At 51.1% G+C, this 16913-nt stretch carries 16 protein-coding genes; 14 read left to right on the plus strand and 2 right to left on the minus strand.

The window, feature by feature from the left end; all coding sequences use genetic code 11:
- The 6 genes from ACTTK7_RS14710 to ACTTK7_RS14735 all read left to right on the plus strand — a co-directional run.
- Positions 1-1503: peptidoglycan-binding protein (locus ACTTK7_RS14710; protein WP_462868836.1), on the plus strand; the 1503-nt coding region annotated here is incomplete at its 5' end.
- A 204-nt stretch (positions 1504-1707) separates the two neighbouring features.
- The gene (cysQ, locus tag ACTTK7_RS14715; RefSeq protein ID WP_462868837.1) at positions 1708-2514 is read left to right on the plus strand and encodes a 3'(2'),5'-bisphosphate nucleotidase CysQ; all 807 of its coding nucleotides are present in this window, start codon (positions 1708-1710) and stop codon (positions 2512-2514) included.
- Positions 2515-2624: 110 nt separating this feature from the next.
- A complete protein-coding gene (locus ACTTK7_RS14720) occupies positions 2625-4403 on the plus strand; it encodes an SLC13 family permease (protein ID WP_462868839.1) in 1779 nt (592 codons plus the stop codon).
- A gap of 126 nt (positions 4404-4529) precedes the next feature.
- Positions 4530-5360: a glycosyltransferase family 2 protein gene (locus tag ACTTK7_RS14725; RefSeq protein ID WP_462868840.1), complete on the plus strand. Its 831-nt coding sequence runs from the start codon at positions 4530-4532 to the stop codon at positions 5358-5360.
- Between the two features lie 129 nt (positions 5361-5489).
- Positions 5490-6281 (plus strand): hypothetical protein, encoded by a 792-nt coding sequence (locus ACTTK7_RS14730; RefSeq protein WP_462868841.1) that lies wholly within the window; start codon positions 5490-5492, stop codon positions 6279-6281.
- A 125-nt stretch (positions 6282-6406) separates the two neighbouring features.
- Positions 6407-7102, plus strand: a complete 696-nt coding sequence (locus tag ACTTK7_RS14735) for a CpsD/CapB family tyrosine-protein kinase (RefSeq protein ID WP_462868843.1) — start codon at positions 6407-6409, stop codon at positions 7100-7102.
- 271 nt (positions 7103-7373) lie between these two features.
- Here the strand turns inward: ACTTK7_RS14735 and ACTTK7_RS14740 are convergent, their stop codons facing one another.
- Together ACTTK7_RS14740 and ACTTK7_RS14745 are read right to left on the minus strand one after the other, a co-directional pair.
- Positions 7374-8045, minus strand: coding sequence for a response regulator (locus ACTTK7_RS14740; RefSeq protein ID WP_462868844.1), 672 nt, complete (start codon positions 8043-8045; stop codon positions 7374-7376).
- Between the two features lie 61 nt (positions 8046-8106).
- Complete coding sequence (locus tag ACTTK7_RS14745; protein ID WP_462868845.1) at positions 8107-9279, minus strand: sensor histidine kinase; 1173 nt, start codon at positions 9277-9279, stop codon at positions 8107-8109.
- Positions 9280-9497: 218 nt separating this feature from the next.
- Between ACTTK7_RS14745 and ACTTK7_RS14750 the strand changes: the two genes are divergently transcribed.
- The 8 genes from ACTTK7_RS14750 (at position 9498) to ACTTK7_RS14785 (ending at position 16883) form a co-directional block, all read left to right on the plus strand.
- Positions 9498-10235, plus strand: a complete 738-nt coding sequence (locus ACTTK7_RS14750) for a tyrosine-protein phosphatase (protein ID WP_462868846.1) — start codon at positions 9498-9500, stop codon at positions 10233-10235.
- Between the two features lie 53 nt (positions 10236-10288).
- Complete coding sequence (locus tag ACTTK7_RS14755; protein ID WP_462868847.1) at positions 10289-10783, plus strand: winged helix-turn-helix domain-containing protein; 495 nt, start codon at positions 10289-10291, stop codon at positions 10781-10783.
- 15 nt (positions 10784-10798) lie between these two features.
- Positions 10799-11722, plus strand: a complete 924-nt coding sequence (locus tag ACTTK7_RS14760) for an NAD-dependent epimerase/dehydratase family protein (protein WP_462868848.1) — start codon at positions 10799-10801, stop codon at positions 11720-11722.
- Between the two features lie 51 nt (positions 11723-11773).
- Positions 11774-12502 (plus strand): tyrosine-protein phosphatase, encoded by a 729-nt coding sequence (locus tag ACTTK7_RS14765; protein ID WP_462868849.1) that lies wholly within the window; start codon positions 11774-11776, stop codon positions 12500-12502.
- 42 nt (positions 12503-12544) lie between these two features.
- Positions 12545-13933 (plus strand): sugar phosphate nucleotidyltransferase, encoded by a 1389-nt coding sequence (locus ACTTK7_RS14770; RefSeq protein WP_462868851.1) that lies wholly within the window; start codon positions 12545-12547, stop codon positions 13931-13933.
- 271 nt (positions 13934-14204) lie between these two features.
- The gene (locus tag ACTTK7_RS14775; RefSeq protein ID WP_462868852.1) at positions 14205-15161 is read left to right on the plus strand and encodes a GDP-L-fucose synthase family protein; all 957 of its coding nucleotides are present in this window, start codon (positions 14205-14207) and stop codon (positions 15159-15161) included.
- Positions 15158-16156 (plus strand): GDP-mannose 4,6-dehydratase, encoded by a 999-nt coding sequence (gene gmd / locus ACTTK7_RS14780; protein WP_462868853.1) that lies wholly within the window; start codon positions 15158-15160, stop codon positions 16154-16156. Before ACTTK7_RS14775 ends, gmd begins: the two co-directional genes overlap by 4 nt.
- 70 nt (positions 16157-16226) lie before the next feature.
- Positions 16227-16883 (plus strand): sugar transferase, encoded by a 657-nt coding sequence (locus tag ACTTK7_RS14785; RefSeq protein WP_462868854.1) that lies wholly within the window; start codon positions 16227-16229, stop codon positions 16881-16883.
- Positions 16884-16913: the final 30 nt, after the last annotated feature.

Here is a 16913-nt window from a genome sequence, read left to right on the forward strand (position 1 = left end):
GACCTGGGCTACCTCGACATCGCCAAGCCGAACGACCACTTCGGCTCGCAGACCGAAGCCGCCGTCAAAGCCTTCCAGCGCGACCATGGGCTGACCGTCGATGGCATCGCGGGACCGAAGACTCTCGCTAAACTCGGCGACGTGATGAAGCACCCGCCGGCCGACGATGACAGCGGAAGCAGCGACAGCAGCGTCCTGAAAGACGGCGTGCGCAGCCCTGAAGCGAAAGCGATGAAAGAAGACCTGTACGAATTGGGCTACCTCGACATTGCCGAGCCGAACGACCACTTCGGCTCGCAGACCGAAGCCGCCGTCAAAGCCTTCCAGCGGGACCATGGGCTGACCGTCGATGGCATCGCGGGACCGAACACTCTCGCCAAACTCGGCGACGTGATGAAGCACCCGCCGTCGGACGATGACAGCAGCGATGACAGTACCTCAAACGACAATGGCACCGGACTTTTGAAAGACGGCGTGGACAGCCCGGCGGCGAAAGAAATGAAGGAAGACCTTTATACGCTTGGGTATCTGGATATTTCGAACCCGAATGGAAAATTCGGTCCACAGACTGAAGCTGCCGTCAAGCAATTTCAACGCGACCATGGTTTATATGTAGATGGTGTAGCTGGACCGAAAACACTGTCTAAAATTAGTGAAGTACTTGCAAATCAAGATGAAAACGAAAATATTGATGTTGGAGACCCCGGCAACTACGGTTCAATTTCGATTATGAAAGTGGGTACTGTTCACGAAGGCGTAGCCCAATTGAAAATGGACTTGGCTGCTCTTGGTTTCATGAGCGTGAGCAATCCATCCACCCAGTTCGATTCCGCAACCGATCAGGCTGTAAAAGATTTTCAGCGTTCTAAAAATCTTGCAGTCGACGGTGTAGCCGGTCCGAACACGATGAAAGCTCTGCGTGCAGCATTAAACGTAGACGAAAAATATCCATCTGAATCCGCCGTAGCCGGAAAAACAATTGTTTTGGATGCCGGGCACGGAGGCAGTGATCCAGGAGCAACTGCGAATGGATTAAGAGAAAAAGATATTAATCTCGAAACAACAAAATACCTTGCAAGCAAATTGCGTGCAGCTGGTGCCAATGTAGTTATGACACGCGAATCCGATAAGTATTTGACGCTTTCCCAGCGCTCTTCTATCGGCAACAGAGCCAATGCAGATGCCTTTATCAGCGTTCATACAAATGCAGGCGGCGGTAATGGTATCGAAACATACTGGTACAGTAAGTACGAACGTGCTGAAAGTAAAGAGCTCGCTGAAGAAATTCAGGCAGGGATGGTCCGGGCTACCTCCGGCCGGGACCGTGGCGTAAAAAAAGGTAACTTCCACGTGATCCGGGAAACAAAAGTACCATCCGTATTAGTGGAACTTGGTTTCATCGATAATTCCACAGAAGCATCTTATCTGAAGCAGAGCTCCTACAGAGAAAAGCTCGCGGAAGGAATTTATCAAGGTACCAATTCTTACTTCAGCAAAAATTAATAGTAACGAGCTGCCCATGTGGGCGGCTCTTTTTCTTTATAATAAGTAAAAAATTTTATCCCATACTATTATAAGAGGAAAGCATCTTTTCACTTAATTGGAAGAAGTGTACAATAGACCAAGTAAAAAAAGTAATTAAATTAAACGGCAAATTTTTAACTGAAATGGATAATATAAACTTATAATTAAAAAGGGAGCATGCATATGCAGGCGGTTATTACCAGCGCACTCATCTCGATTGCAGTAGAAGCAGGGCAGGAAATCATGGATGTATACAAGCGGGATTTTAAGGTCGAGCATAAAGAGGACGATTCTCCTCTGACAGAAGCGGACAAGCGCGCCCATAATGTCATTGCCAAAGGGCTTCATGAAGCAGATCCGGAAACTCCGGTTATCAGCGAAGAAGGAAATACGGTGGATTATGAACAGCGTAAAAATTGGAAGTCCTTTTGGCTTGTAGATCCACTGGATGGTACGAAAGAATTTGTGAAGAAAAATGATGAATTTACGGTAAATATCGCAAAAATTGAAAACCAATACCCGGTTATGGGTGTCATTTATGTGCCGGCGCGTGATGTGCTGTACGTTGGCGGGCAATCCTTCGGAGCTTACAAGGTCAACGAAGTCAGCTCCAGGCTGCCGCTCAGTGAAGAGCTGCTGAAGGAGTATGGCGAAAAGCTGGCGGCTTCTGAGCCTGAAGAAGAAGTTCATGTCATAGCCAGCCGATCGCATATGTCAACGGAGACCGAAGCTTTCATTAATGAACTGCAAGAAACCTACAGTAGAGTGGACGTAGTATCTGTTGGGAGTTCGCTGAAGTTCTGTTTGATCGCAGAAGGAAAAGCCGACTTTTATCCGCGCTATGCACCAACCATGGAGTGGGATACGGGGGCCGGCCAGGCAATTGTAGAAGCGGCCGGAGGTACTGTGGTTCGTTACGAAGACCACCAAAGATTTTTTTATAATAGAAAAGATCAAACCAACGGCTGGTTTGTAGTGAAATCGTTTTAATTCATTTTCTGGTGTTAAATTATAAACGAACGTAAAGAGACTCCCGCAGCGGGTCTCTTTTGCTGTATAATCATTCCTATAAGAATGGTAAGAAATTGAGGGGTACATAGATGACCATTGAGATGGTTTTTGTCATGATGTTAATTGTTGGTATGCTTTTAGCGCTTTTTTTTGAATTGGCCCGGCCGGATATGGTCGTTTTTTCAGTGCTGGTCGTACTGATGCTGACAGGAATTCTTTCAACTGAACAGGCGTTAAGCGGTTTTTCAAACGAAGGTATGCTGACAATTGCTTTATTATTCATTGTCGCGGGGGCCGTGCAGAAAAGCGGAATTGTCGAGAGGTTCATGACCAGGTGGCTGCAGAAAAGCCGCGGTCCTGTTTCCTCTATGGTGAGAACCTTTATTCCCATTTCGGGAATGTCGGCGTTTTTAAACAACACACCGATTGTGGTGGCCTTCACGCCGGTTATCAAAAAATGGTGCGAAGAACGGGGATACGCTCCGTCCAAATTTTTAATCCCTCTGTCTTACGCTACGATCATGGGAGGAACAATTACACTTATAGGAACGTCCACTAACCTGGTTGTTCATGGGATGCTGCTTGATTACGGTGAATCAGGGTTCAGCATGTTTCAACTGGCAGCAGTGGGGCTGCCGTTAACAGTGGTGGGACTGTTGTACTTGTTTACAATCGGCTACCGGACGCTTCCTGCATACGAAAACGGAAAAAAACAAATGGAAGAAGAAGCGAAGGAATACTTATGTGAAATGAAGGTGGAGCCTGCCTTCCCATATGTGCGGAAAACAGTACAGGAAGCGGGGTTGCGTGATCTGCAGGGTATGTTTTTGATTGAAATTATCCGTAAGGATGAACGGATCTCTCCCGTCAGCTCAAATACCATTGTACAGGCGGGTGATCGTTTAATATTTACCGGCGTACTGGAAAAAATGGCTGACCTGCAGCGTTCCCCGGGTCTGACGTTAAAGACTGGGACAGATCTGACACTGGATGACCTCCGGGACAATACGAACCAACTAGTGGAAGCGGTAGTTTCCCACCAGTCCTCCCTGCAGTCTAAATCTATTAAACAGGCCCAGTTCCGCTCGGCTTATGACGCCGGGGTGGTCGCGGTGCATAGAAATAATGAACGCATTCAGAGCAAGATAGGCGATATTCGTCTTCGGCCTGGAGACTCCCTTCTACTGCTGGCGGGCTCAGATTTTTTACAGAAGTATCGCAGCTCTACAGATTTTTACGTCGTTTCGGCGCTGAATACCCCTGACACGATCAAGGAACCGCCTGCGAAAGGATGGTTCTCTCTGGCTGTACTGATGGTGATGATTGCGGTAGTAACCATCGGATGGCTCAGTATGTTTCAGGCAATGGCGCTCGCGGTACTTATTTTTCTTGTAGGACGAATTATTACGCCTGAAGAAGCGAAGCGCAATGTCCAGTTTCAAGTGCTGCTGCTTATTGCAAGTGCATTTGGTGTGGGGAATGCTATGACGGAAACAGGGCTTGCTGCCTGGATGGCCGGGGGACTGCTTTCCTTTGGAGAGCCTCTTGGAATGGTTGCTGTGCTATTTCTTATTTACGCGTTAACCAATATATTCACCGAGCTGATTACTAACAGTGCGGCCGCGGTGCTGATGATCCCTATCGGTTTAAGTATCGCGGACAGCTTAAATGTGGAACCGACGGCCTTTGCGGTAACCATTGCCATTGCGGCTTCAGCAAGTTTTATCACTCCTATAGGCTATCAGACAAATTTAATTGTCTACGGACCGGGAGGCTATAAATTTTCCGATTATTTGAAAGTTGGCATGCCGCTTACGGTAATTTCAATGCTTGTTACGGTCGGAGTGGTTTCATATCTTTACTTTTAACTGTTGTATATGAAAGCGGTTTGGAAGAGACTCTCCAAACCGCTCAGCGGTTATGATACACTGAGAAAGTCTGTCTTATTAATAGTCAGGCATACAAACAAAAATACATAGTTAGGAGCATGGAAGATGAGCCCTTTAGTAACGGTTATAATGTCTACTCATAATGCCGAAAAATATATTGATGAATGTCTGCAAAGTATTGCTAACCAAACATACTCGGAATTTGTTGTTTACATAATTGACGATGCTTCAATTGATAGTACTGCGGATAGAGTACAGGAATTTATCAAAAACGATAAGCGCTTCCGTCTTATAGATATCCATAAACAAAATCAAGGGCTTACTCCCACAATAAATGTATTGTGGAGAATGGCGGAAACAAAATATGTAGCACGAATGGATGCAGACGATGTGATGGATAAAGAACGTCTGGAAAAACAAATTCAGTTGCTGGAGCAATACGAAGGCCTTGATGTGGTAGGGTCATATGCTATGAATATAAATGAAAAAAGCGAAGAAGTAGATATAAGAAAAGTTCCTGTTTATCACAAAGATGTGAAAAACATTCTTCCATTGGCCAGCCCGGTCATTCATCCATCGGCGATGATACGCCGCAGTGCTCTGAAAGCCGTAGGAGGCTACAATGAGGCTTATCCTGTGGCGCAGGACTACGACTTATGGTTTCGACTGATGGGTAATGGGAGCGGCTTTCATAATATTCCAGAAACACTTCTCTATTACCGGATGGAAGAACATCATTTAAAGAAGCGTAATCTACGTTACCGGTGGCTTGATGCCAAAACCAGATGGAAAGGCACGAAGCTGATCAATAGTTCGAAGCGGACGAAACTAGCATCTTTAATTGTTTCTGTAGGTATGCTGGGTATGCCTTCGTTTCTGAAACCGACGATGATGAAATTAAAAGAACGGATAGATCCAAGATACTCTAAGTTTTAAAACGGGGGCTTATTAAGTTTAATTGTAGAAGCTTTTAAATTGATAAATGGAAATTTCCGGATTTCGTCTTTACAATCTGGAAGATTTTCGTAATACTTAAAAATGGAATAATGAGCAGGGGGACATCTCATGAAACGATCAATTGGATTATTTATCCTCGTCCTGATCACGGCTGTGGTGCTGATTGCGGGCTGGCTGTACTACCAGGACCGCATCGATAACGCCGGGGGCGCAGAAAGCGGCAGCGAACAGCAGAACGGTGGCAGCGGCGCCTCCTCCGAAGGCGGCTCAGAGAGCGGCATCAACGCTGAAGGGCTCGATGCCGGACTGCAGAACCAGCTCGAAGAAGCGGAACAGTCCGGGGAACCGCTGCGTCTTGTCGTGGCCGGTTCCGGGGCAGTGACCTCGGAGGGCGACAACAGCTTTCCGCAGCAGCTGGCCGATCGGATCGAGGAGAACTGGAACGGGGTTAACACAGAAGTAGAAACGATTACATATGATGAAAGCACGTCCCTTGAGGTGCTGGATGAAGGCGGGCCGGAGGAAATGGCCGGGGCCGGTGCCGATTTGTTTATCTTTGTGCCGTTTGCGGTGAATGATAATGGAACGGTCAGCAGCGATGATACTATTTACGCCACCCGTGAAATTACGGAAGCGGTGCAGGAAAACGACAGCGCGTACTATATCAGTTCGCCGCAGCCGTGGTATGAAGCGCAGTATTACTTAGAACAGCTCGACGCCGTAGAAGGATATGCCGACGAAGCCGGGGTCACCTACCTGAACCACTGGAGCGCCTGGCCGGCGGTGGATGATGAAGAGCTGATTGACTATGTCGGTGAGGACACGCCGGTGCCGACTGAACAGGGGCACACAGCCTGGACGGACGGCATCTGGCAGCAGTGGACAGAAAACGGGTCATAAAAAGGTCCTGCTTTTTGGAAAAACGGACCGGGGCACGCTGGAATATGCTATACTACGCCTATAATGAATACAGCACCCGGCCGATATAAGGAGTAACGAGCAGAAATCAAAAGGAGTGTGCGCGTTTGGCACGAAAAAGAAAGCAAGAGACGAACACGAATCAGCGGAAGCTCATTACCTGGCTGAATAGCAAGTCCCCGGTGTCCGAGCAGTACCGCACGATTCGTACTAATATTCAATATTCCTCAGTGGATAAAGAAATGCAGACGATGGTGGTTACATCAGCAGGCCCGGGTGAAGGAAAATCCACCACGGTGGCGAACCTCGCGGTAACGATGGCCCAGCAGGAAAAAAAGGTGCTCCTCGTGGACGCCGACCTGCGTAAGCCGACCGTGCACTACACGTTCCGCCGCATGAATACCCACGGGCTGATCAACGCCCTGACAAATAACGGGGAGTACGCATCATACGTACAGGAAACCGAAGTGCCAAATCTCGATATTCTGCCGAGCGGCCCGATCCCGCCGAACCCGTCCGAGATTCTCGGAAGCCGTTCGATGGCGCACCTGGTGGAGCTCGCCCGTGAACAGTACGACGTAATTTTGTTTGATGCGCCGCCGGTGCTCGCGGTGACGGACGTTCAGGTCATTTCCCGCCACTGCGACGGAAGCATTCTCGTCGTCAAAGCCGGTGAAACTGAAAATGACGCCGCCCGGAAGGCCAAGGACCTGCTTGAAGTGAGCGGTGTGCCGATCCTCGGCTGCATCCTGAACCAGAAAAAAGGCATGGATCAAAGCTATTATTATTATTACGGTGGATAAATACAACGAACCGGCTCCTTAAATTCAAGAGCCGGTTCGTTTATTTTGCTCATTAGACTGCTTATAGTGCTTTCGGTAGTTCCATTGGCTGAGAATACTTAAAATGAGGGCAGCTATAGTTAAGACAACAGTACTTGAAGCTGAATGATATAAATCGAAGAATAAATATAAAATAGTGTTTGTGAGTAAAAAGAGGAAAACTATAAGTATATTAATAATCCAGAATTTCCTTTTCACTATGCTCCTCCCAGTTCAAACCGGCTCCTAAATTCTAGGAGCCGGTTTCTTTGTGCCGCCGCTGGAAATAGGCAATTGCTTCGCGGCGGTTGCGGACACCGATTTTCCGGTAGATGGCGGTCAGGTAATTTTTGACGGTGCCGAGCGTTAAAAACAGCGTATCCGCGATCTCCTGGTTGGAGTAGCCGGCAAGCAGCAGATCCACGATTCTTCGGTCCTGCAGGGAGAGTTCGGTGGTGTCCTCGGTTTCCTGAAAACGGGCAGCACCGTCCTTCCGGTCCCGGGCAGCGAGCTGGTCGCTCAGCGTTTCCGAGACGGATGTGGGAAGCACCATCTGGCCGCGGGCCACCTGGCGCACGCAGCGGACGAGCTCCTCGCTTTCCCAGTCCTTCAGGAGAAATCCCTTCGCGCCATTGGCAAGCGCCTGGATGACGTTTTCGGCATCCACGTAGGAGCTGAGCATAATAAACTTCGTCTGCGGCGACGTCAGCTGAAAGTCCGGCAGCCATTCAATACCATTATTGCCCTCTAAGTACACATCAAGCATCACCACGTCCGGCAGCTCGTTGGTAAGCATCATTTCTGCTTCTGCCCCGTTTCTCGCAATACCTACCACCTCCAGATCCTCTTCAAGCTCCATAATCATCGCCAGTCCGTCCCGGACAATGGCATGGTCATCAACAATTCCTATCCGAACGGTATCCATCTGCAGATCCTCCTTCTTATACGTATCCTGGGATTTACGCATACAAATAGTCAGTTTCGTATTATGACAGGGTGTAAGGACTCTCGTCTTTCACCGGCAGGCGCAGTTCAAGCGCCATGCCGTTTCTGTCTTCTGCAATTGCTTCGAAACGAAGCAGGCCGCCGAGCTCTTCAGCCCTCGCGGACAACCCGCGCAGGCCGAAGCCGTAGCTGACGTTTTTTGCAGCTGTGCGCCCATTGTCTTCAAGCCGGGCGATCAGCTGGCCGGGCACCTTGGTGGACAATGTATAGGAAAAATACGTGCATCCGCCGTGGCGGAGGCCGTTGGTGAGCCCCTCCTGAAGCATCCGGTACAAAAGCATCTCCTGCTCCGCCCGGAGCAGGGGCAGCGGCTCATCAAACTGCCAATCGATCCGCACATCCGACGTGTCACGGGTGGAGACGAGGAGGCCCTCGAGCGCAGCCGAAAGATCAATAAAGCCGTCGGTGTGCGCCATGGAATGGGCCGTTTTCCGGATTTCCTTCATGGTCTCCTGCACCTGGTGCTTGGACGTCTGCAGCTGGGTGCGGGCTTTTTCCACTTCGCCTTTTTCGAGCAGCCGTTTGGCTGTCTCCAGCGCCATCATGGAGGTGGTCAAGTAATGGCCGGCACTGTCATGAATGTCCCGGGAGAGCTTCAGCCGCTCCTGCATGATAGATTTGTCCTCCATCTCCCGGTGATACAGGCGGAGCCGGTCATAGGCCCGCTGCAGCTCATTGCGCTGCTCGGTGGAGCGCTTGGCCAAATAGCTGAATCCCCAGAACAGCACATATTCGATAAAACGGGGAAGCACAAAGGCGATACCGGCAGTCGCCGGAAACTCTTCGTGAAAGGCTGTGGCACTAACAAACCCTGCGTAGCAGAACAGCATAAACGGAAAGCTGAAGCGCCTCGGCGCCCGGTATCCGAGCTCGGCAATCAGGACGAAAAAGAGTGTCTGGGGCACAAATCCTCCGGCAATTGCCTGGACTGCCCAAGCAATGACGAACTGGAGGCTAATGACTATCACCGAGGAAAAGCGGGCAAGCGGTATGGATAAAAGCACGAGCCGGGTCACCTGGATAATACCAAATACCCAGCAGAGGACTGCGGCAAGCCACCGCTCGTCCGGCGACTCCATGTATACGAACAGTCCGGCTGCGATGATGGCTATGAATTGGATCGTATACATGAAGATTCGCTGGCGGCGGTTCATTCAGGTCCACTCCCTTTCGCCGGGGCAATCCCGCGCGGGGTCCCATCTTCCTAGAAAAGGTCATATGACTATTAACATTTGTGTGATTATTAATGACTAGGTAATTACTATTAATAATTATACTGGACTATTAATATAAAAGAAACGGCAACAGGCAAAATATTCTAAAAAATATCAAATAGGACATTTGCCTTACTCGAGAGGAAAGAGGTGAGTACATGATTGAGATGCATGCCCACATTCTTCCTGGCTTTGACCACGGACCAAACACGATGAACGAAAGCCTGGAAATGGCCAGGCAGGCAGCGGCGGCCGGTGTCAGCATTATTTACGCAACGCCGAGATACCGGTATCCGTCGTATGATTTCGGGGCCGTTTTCGTAACAGAGGCGGTAAAATTTCTGAATTTTCAGCTCCTGAAAGCCCGGATTCCGGTTCGCGTCCGCTCGGGCCAGGAGATCACCCTGTACGATGGAATGGAAACCGATTTGGAAAGAAAAAGGATTCTGCCGCTGGAGCATACCAATTATGTACTCGTTCATATGAATGAAACCCACAGCTTTTTATACGTCCGGCAGATGCTCAGAAAACTGTACAATCACGGGTTCATTCCCATTCTTTCATCGCCGGAGCGGCTGCAGATGTTTCAGAAAAGGCATGGGGGCCTTGAGACGCTCGTAAATGAAGGAGCAGCCGTGCAGATCAGTGCCGGAGCACTGCTCGGCCGCGATGGAAGAAGCGACAGACGCTGGGCAAAATATTTTTTAAAAAAACGTATCGTGCACTTTGTGGCCTCGAATGCGTGCAGTGCTTATGACCAGCCGTTCTGCCTGGATCAGGCGTACCGGCAGTTTGTGAAAATGCAGCGACTGGGGGAATGGGAGCGGATGCAGAAAAATACGCATCTGCTGCTGGAAGGGGGAAGGGTCACACCGCCGGCACTGATACTGCAATAGGCCGGCAGCGCACATAATCCGTATTGATGAGGGGACTGAAGGGGGAGATGGTTTTGCATCAATTAGTAACATCCAAAACAAGACTGCGGCTCGTAATGAAGTTTTATCTGACAGAGGAAGAAACGTATCTGCGTGAGCTCGTGCGCGAATGCAAGGAGTCAACAAATGCGATCCGCCTCGAGCTGCGCCGGCTGTATGACATGAATTTAATTACCGACCGCTGGGTCAAAAACCGCCGCTACTACAAAATCAATAAAAATTACTACCTGCACGGACAGATGGAGTCGCTGATTAAACAATACTTATACTGGGACGAGCTGCACGAACAACTGAAGGGCATCGACTGGAAGACCATCTACATTACGCCCGATCCGAAACGGAGCTCGCCGGTGGAATACGTGATCGAGGTGGCGGAAAATTCTCCGCACTGGGGCAAGCAGTTTTATCTCGGAGAGGGAACGACGGTGACATTCGCAACGACTTCCATGCTGAACCATATTGAGCAGGTGCTGATCAGCGTAGCCAGGCAAAAAGAAAAAGTATCATAAAAGGAGGCCGTCAGGTTGGATAAACAGGCGAAAATTTACGTAACCAATCATCAGGAACGGGCAGGCAGCGCCATTTATCACTACCTGTTAAAGCAGGGATACGAAAACGTGGTCGTGCAAAGCGGCATCGACACAGGGATGGAAAGCATTCAGGCCATGAATACATTTTTTGCGAAGGAAAATATCGAGTACGTGTTCATGACTGACGGCTATGAGTACGCGGAAGCAAATACAAAAGCAGATCTGCAGGCGAGGCGCTGGCAGCAGACGAACGTGCTTGAGGCCTCCGCCCGGTATAACGTGAAAAAGCTGCTGTACCTCGGCGATATTCACGTGTATCCGAAATACACCCCGCAGCCGCTGAAGGAGACGTTTCTGCAGCGGGGGATCATTGACGAAGTATACGCGGAACAAACACAGGTGACCCGGGAGGGCATCGCTCTCTGCCGGGCCTACAACCGGACCTCCAGCACAAATTTCTATATTGCGGTGGCGCCGTGGATGTACGCAGTGGAGGATATGAACAAACGAAGCGGCATGGTGGCCGATGCGATGCAGCGGTGTATGCAGGCCCGGGACCAGTGGCAGGCGAAGGTGGAGATTCCAGAAAAAGAACCCGCCTTCCAGGAGCTCATCTACGGCGAGGATTTGGCATCGGGCTGCGTGTTTGTAATGAATCACTACAATGAAAAGGGACCGGTCAATATCGGCACCGAGCGGGAGGTGAGCGCAAAGGAGCTCGTCATGCTGATCAAGCGGATTACCGGCTACAGAGGCGCCGTATTTTTTACAGGCTCGGGTTCCGGCGGGATGAGGAGAAAGACGCTCGACACGTCAAAAATCAACCGATACGGCTGGTACCCGGAAGTATCGCTTGTCAAAGGGCTGCAGGCCCTGCATCAATGGGAAATTGAGAGGGACCGCGCCGGCCGGGCGTAAGGGCGCTCCCTGCAAGGAATGAATCGAAACAGATACCTGGGGGAACGCCGGATGATCGATATACACACACACATTCTGCCAGGGCTCGACCACGGGCCGGAGGCAGTAAACGAAAGCATTGCCATTGCGAAGGAAGCCGTCGCAAACAATATTCAGACGGTTTTTGCCACGCCGCATTACCGGCCCGGCATCTATGAAAATGACGGTCTGACCGTGAAGGAAGCGGTGCTCGATTTTAATACCCAGCTCCGGGCCGAAGGCATCCTGCTGCATGTAAAAAGCGGCCATGAAATTACGCTGCATCAGGGGATGACAGATGACCTTTTATCCGGGCAGCTGCTGCCGCTTGAAGATACAAATTATGTGCTTGTGGAAATGCAGACCGGCGACACCTTCGCTCGTATTAAAAGGCTGTTTTACTCCATGCAGCTTGAGGGCTATATTCCGATCATGACGCATCCCGACCCGCTGTATTATTTCGTTTCCCACGGGGCGCTTTCGCAGGTGAGTGCGGAGACGGTCGCAGGAAAACGCGGCCGCAAAAAACAGCGGTTCGCCCTGAAGCTTCTGCGGAAAAACCTGGCTTATTTTATCGCTTCCCAGGCAGACAGCGTTCCATTTCGCTTAAAGCCCGCCTACGAACAGACCGCTGCAGCTCTCGGCCTGAAAAAAGCCCGGGAGCTGCAGGAAAATACGAAGCGACTGCTGGTCGGTTCGCCGGCGTTTGTGGACCCGCCCGAGCCCCTGCACAAAAAACGTGCTTTTTTTAAACGAATGTAAGGAAATTCTGTCCAAAATTTCAGGAAACAAGGAGGAAGTCAGATGCGATTAGTCCTGTTATCCGGAGGATCGGGAAAGCGGTTGTGGCCATTGTCCAACGATACGAGATCCAAACAGTTTTTGAAGGTGCTCGACGGGCCGGACGGCCGGAAGGAGTCGATGGTCCAGCGGGTGTGGAGACAGCTTGAAGCATGCGGCCTTGCCTCCTCAGCGGTGATCGCCACCTCGGAATCACAGAAAGATCTGATCAGGCGCCAGCTCGGGGAAGAGGTGCCTCTGGTGATGGAGCCGTCGCGCCGTGATACGTTTGCGGCTGTGGCCCTTGCAGCGAGCTGCCTGTTTTCTGTCGAAAAAGCGTCTCCGGAGGAAGTAATTGTAATGCTGCCGGTCGACGCCTTCGTAGACACCACATTTTTTGAAAATTTTGAACTTTTAGAGCGGTTGATTCAGGAAGGAACGAGTGATATGGCCCTTATCGGAGTGAAGCCTGTGTATCCGTCCACCAAATACGGCTATATTGTACCCGGAAGCCGGAGAAAGGGCACCAATGCTTTTGCCGTCGAGGCCTTCACGGAAAAGCCCGGAGAAGACAGGGCCCGGGAGCTCATCGAATGCCAGGCGCTCTGGAACTGCGGCGTATTTGGTTTTACGATGGCTTATCTGCTCAGCATTCTCGAAGAGGAAGGGCTGCCGTTTGAATACGAGCTGCTGAAAAGCCAGTACCATACCGTGCCGAAGACAAGCTTTGACTACCGGGTTGTGGAAAAGGCCGAAAAGGTCATTGTTTTACAATACGAAGGCGACTGGAAGGACCTTGGCACGTGGAATACGCTCACCGAAGAGATGGCCGCAAACCAGACCGGGAAAGGCGTCATTTCCGAAAGCTCGGTCAACACGCACCTCGTGAACGAACTTGACATTCCGGTCGCGGTCATCGATGCCAGCGATATGGTGATTGTCTCGAGTCCTGATGGCATCATCGTTGCCAGCAAAGAATCAAGCTCGCAGATTAAAGAGCTGATCAAGGACTTCCGCTACCCGCAAATGTACGAGGAGCGGCTGTGGGGATGGTCACGGGTGCTCGATTACGCCAAGTATCCGGACGGCCAGATGATGATCACAAAGCGCATCCTGCTGGAAGCTGGTAAAAACTCGACGCTTCATTACCACCATAACCGTGATGAGGTATGGACGGTGGTGCGCGGGGAAGGCGAAATTGCAGTCGACAACCATATGTACCGCATCAAAGCGGGCGACGTTGTCCACCTGCCGGCCGGCACCAAGCATGCGCTCCGGGCCACCAGTGATCTGGAAATTGTGGAGGTGCAGACCGGTATGGACATCAGCGACGACGACACCATCCGGGTCCATGACACCTGGGACGACGTGCTCCGTGCCCACAACGGCTCCGCCGCCAAGTTTATTAAATAGCTTTCCTGAAATTTTCGGTCATGTCTCCTGCACCGGTATCACGCGGAGGCACTCGGCAGTGCCAAGGGCTTCTGGAAAAGCCTTAGACGTTGATCGTCAACAGCGCTGCGTGAGGAGAGGTTCAATGCCTCCGGTTTACCTGCGGCGGCCGCGCATACAACGCTGCTGCAGATGGAAAAACAAATCATTGGCATTCAGTCTTCAGTCATCTGTTTTGAATAGATGCAGGTACTGCACAACGCCAAAATCTTAAAGGAAAAGAGGAGCATTAGTGGAAAAACATGCGTGCATATATGTAGCCGGACACCGGGGGCTGGCAGGCTCCGCGATTCTTCGGAAGCTTCAGAGCGAGGGCTATACGAACCTGGTGTACCGGACGAGTGGTGAGCTCGACTTACGGAACCGAACCGACGTAGACGCTTTTTTTCAATCCTCTTCGATAGATTACGTGTTTTTAGCAGCCGCGAAGGTTGGCGGCATTACTGCAAATAACGATTATCCGGCGGATTTTATCCGCGATAACTTATATATTCAGACGAATGTTATCGATGCAGCCTACAAATGCAACGTGAAAAAGCTGTTGTTTTTAGGCAGTACGTGCATTTATCCAAAACATGCCCAGCAGCCGATTCAGGAGGAGGCGCTCCTCACCGGAGCGCTTGAACCAACGAACGAACCGTACGCAATCGCAAAAATTGCCGCCCTGAAGATGTGCGAGTCCTATAACCGCCAGTATGGCACGCATTTTATCGCCGCTATGCCGACGAACCTGTACGGGAAAAACGATAATTTCGACCTGGAAACGTCGCACGTGCTGCCGGCGCTGATGCGAAAGTGTCACGAAGCGAAGGTGAACGGCAGCCCGACAGTCGAAATCTGGGGCACGGGCGAGCCGCGCCGGGAGTTTCTGTACGCGGATGATCTGGCCGATGCGTGTGTTTTTTTGATGAACGAATACGACGGCACCGACATGGTGAACGTTGGCACCGGGCAGGACCTTTCTATCCGGGAGCTCGCCGAAACGCTTAAAACCGTTACCGGCTTCGACGGCGAGTTCGTATTTAATACGAGTAAGCCCGACGGCACGTTCCGGAAACGCACGGACATATCGAAGCTTCACAGCCTCGGCTGGCAGGCCCGGACGCCGCTTGATGAAGGACTGGAAAAGACGTACGACTGGTATACCGGCCACGCGGTACAATCAAACAAAGGAGCTGCTTCTCTATGACAAAATCAGCACTTATTACCGGTGTGACCGGCCAGGACGGCTCGTACCTGGCGGAATTTCTGCTCGGAAAAGGCTACAAGGTCTACGGCCTCCGGCGCCGGACAAGCACCCCGAACTTTGAAAACATTGAACATGTAAAGGACCAGATTGAGTGGATCGACGGCGATCTGACCGATTTATCGTCTCTTATCAGCGCCGTGCAGCAGGCACAGCCGGACGAGGTGTACAACCTGGCGGCCCAGTCATTTGTCGCCACTTCGTGGCCGCAGCCGATCGCGACCAGCCAGATTACCGCTGTCGGCGTGGTCAACATGCTCGAAGCGGTCCGTATTGCTAAACCGGATGCCCGTTTTTACCAGGCCTCAAGCTCCGAGATGTTCGGCAAGGTGCTCGAGACGCCGCAGACGGAAACGACGCCGTTCTGGCCGCGCAGCCCGTATGGGGTGGCGAAAACGTACGGCCACTGGATTACCGTCAACTACCGGGAAAGCTTTGATATGTTTGCCTGCGCCGGCATTTTATTCAACCACGAGTCCCCGCGGCGCGGCATGGAATTTGTGACCCGGAAGGTGACCGACGCCGCTGCCCGCATCAAGCTCGGGCTGCAGAGCGAGCTGCGGATGGGTAACCTCGACGCGAAACGTGACTGGGGCTTTGCCGGTGACTATGTAAAAGCCATGTGGCTCATGCTGCAGAGCGACGAGCCGGATGACTACGTGATCTCCACCGGGGAAACGCACACGGTCGAAGAGCTGGTGGATATTGCCTTTCAGCACGTCGGCCTTGACTGGCGCGACTACGTCGTAATCGACCCGAAATTTGTCCGGCCGGCGGAGGTGGATCTTCTGCTCGGCGACTGCACAAAGGCGAAGAAAAAGCTCGGATGGGAGCTTGAAGTCGGATTCCGGGAGCTGGTGGAAATGATGGTGGAGAGCGATTTGAACCATTACCGGAGCCAAACGCAAACGCCGGACCTGTACCGGGAAACGTCTTAACGCCCAATGCTTATTATCCGCTGGCAGGCGGCCTGGGCCGCTCGTTACAGCATAAAAGAGGGGGAGAACAATGCAGAGATCAACCACTCCGTTAAAAACGGAGAAACAGTCCATGGACCAGGCTCAGGCCAAGCGAATCATTGATATCGTTTCGTCCTTTCTGATGCTCGTTTTTCTTTCTCCATTATTTTTGTTTATTGGCCTGATGTATATGCAGGGAGAACAAAAAGGCCGGGTTTTATACAAACAAAAAAGAATTGGGGAAAAGGGGAAACCATTTTATATTTACAAGTTCCGGACCATGGTCGTAAACGCCGAAGAAGTGCTGCGCAGCGATCAAAAGCTGTATGCCGAATTTGTGCAAAACGGATATAAACTGCCCGTGGATCAGGACCCGCGCATTACAAAAATAGGCCGGTTCCTTCGCGAAACGAGTCTGGATGAACTGCCGCAGCTGATTAATGTATTAAAAGGGGAGATGAGTCTTGTCGGCCCGCGCCCGATCATTGCAGAAGAGCTGGAGGAATATGCTGAGAACAAGCCGCTGTTTCTATCAGTCAAACCAGGCATGACCGGCCTCTGGCAGGTGAGCGGCCGAAGTGACCTGAGCTATCCGGAGCGGATGGAGCTCGAACTTGACTACATCCGTAATCAGCGTCTGGGCACCGATATTCTTATTCTGCTCAAAACAGCAGGAGCGGTCCTGCGAAAACAAGGAGCGTATTAGGAAAGAAAAATGAACAGGCAGAGGAGGTGC

The organism is Marinococcus tarijensis (genome assembly GCF_054971385.1).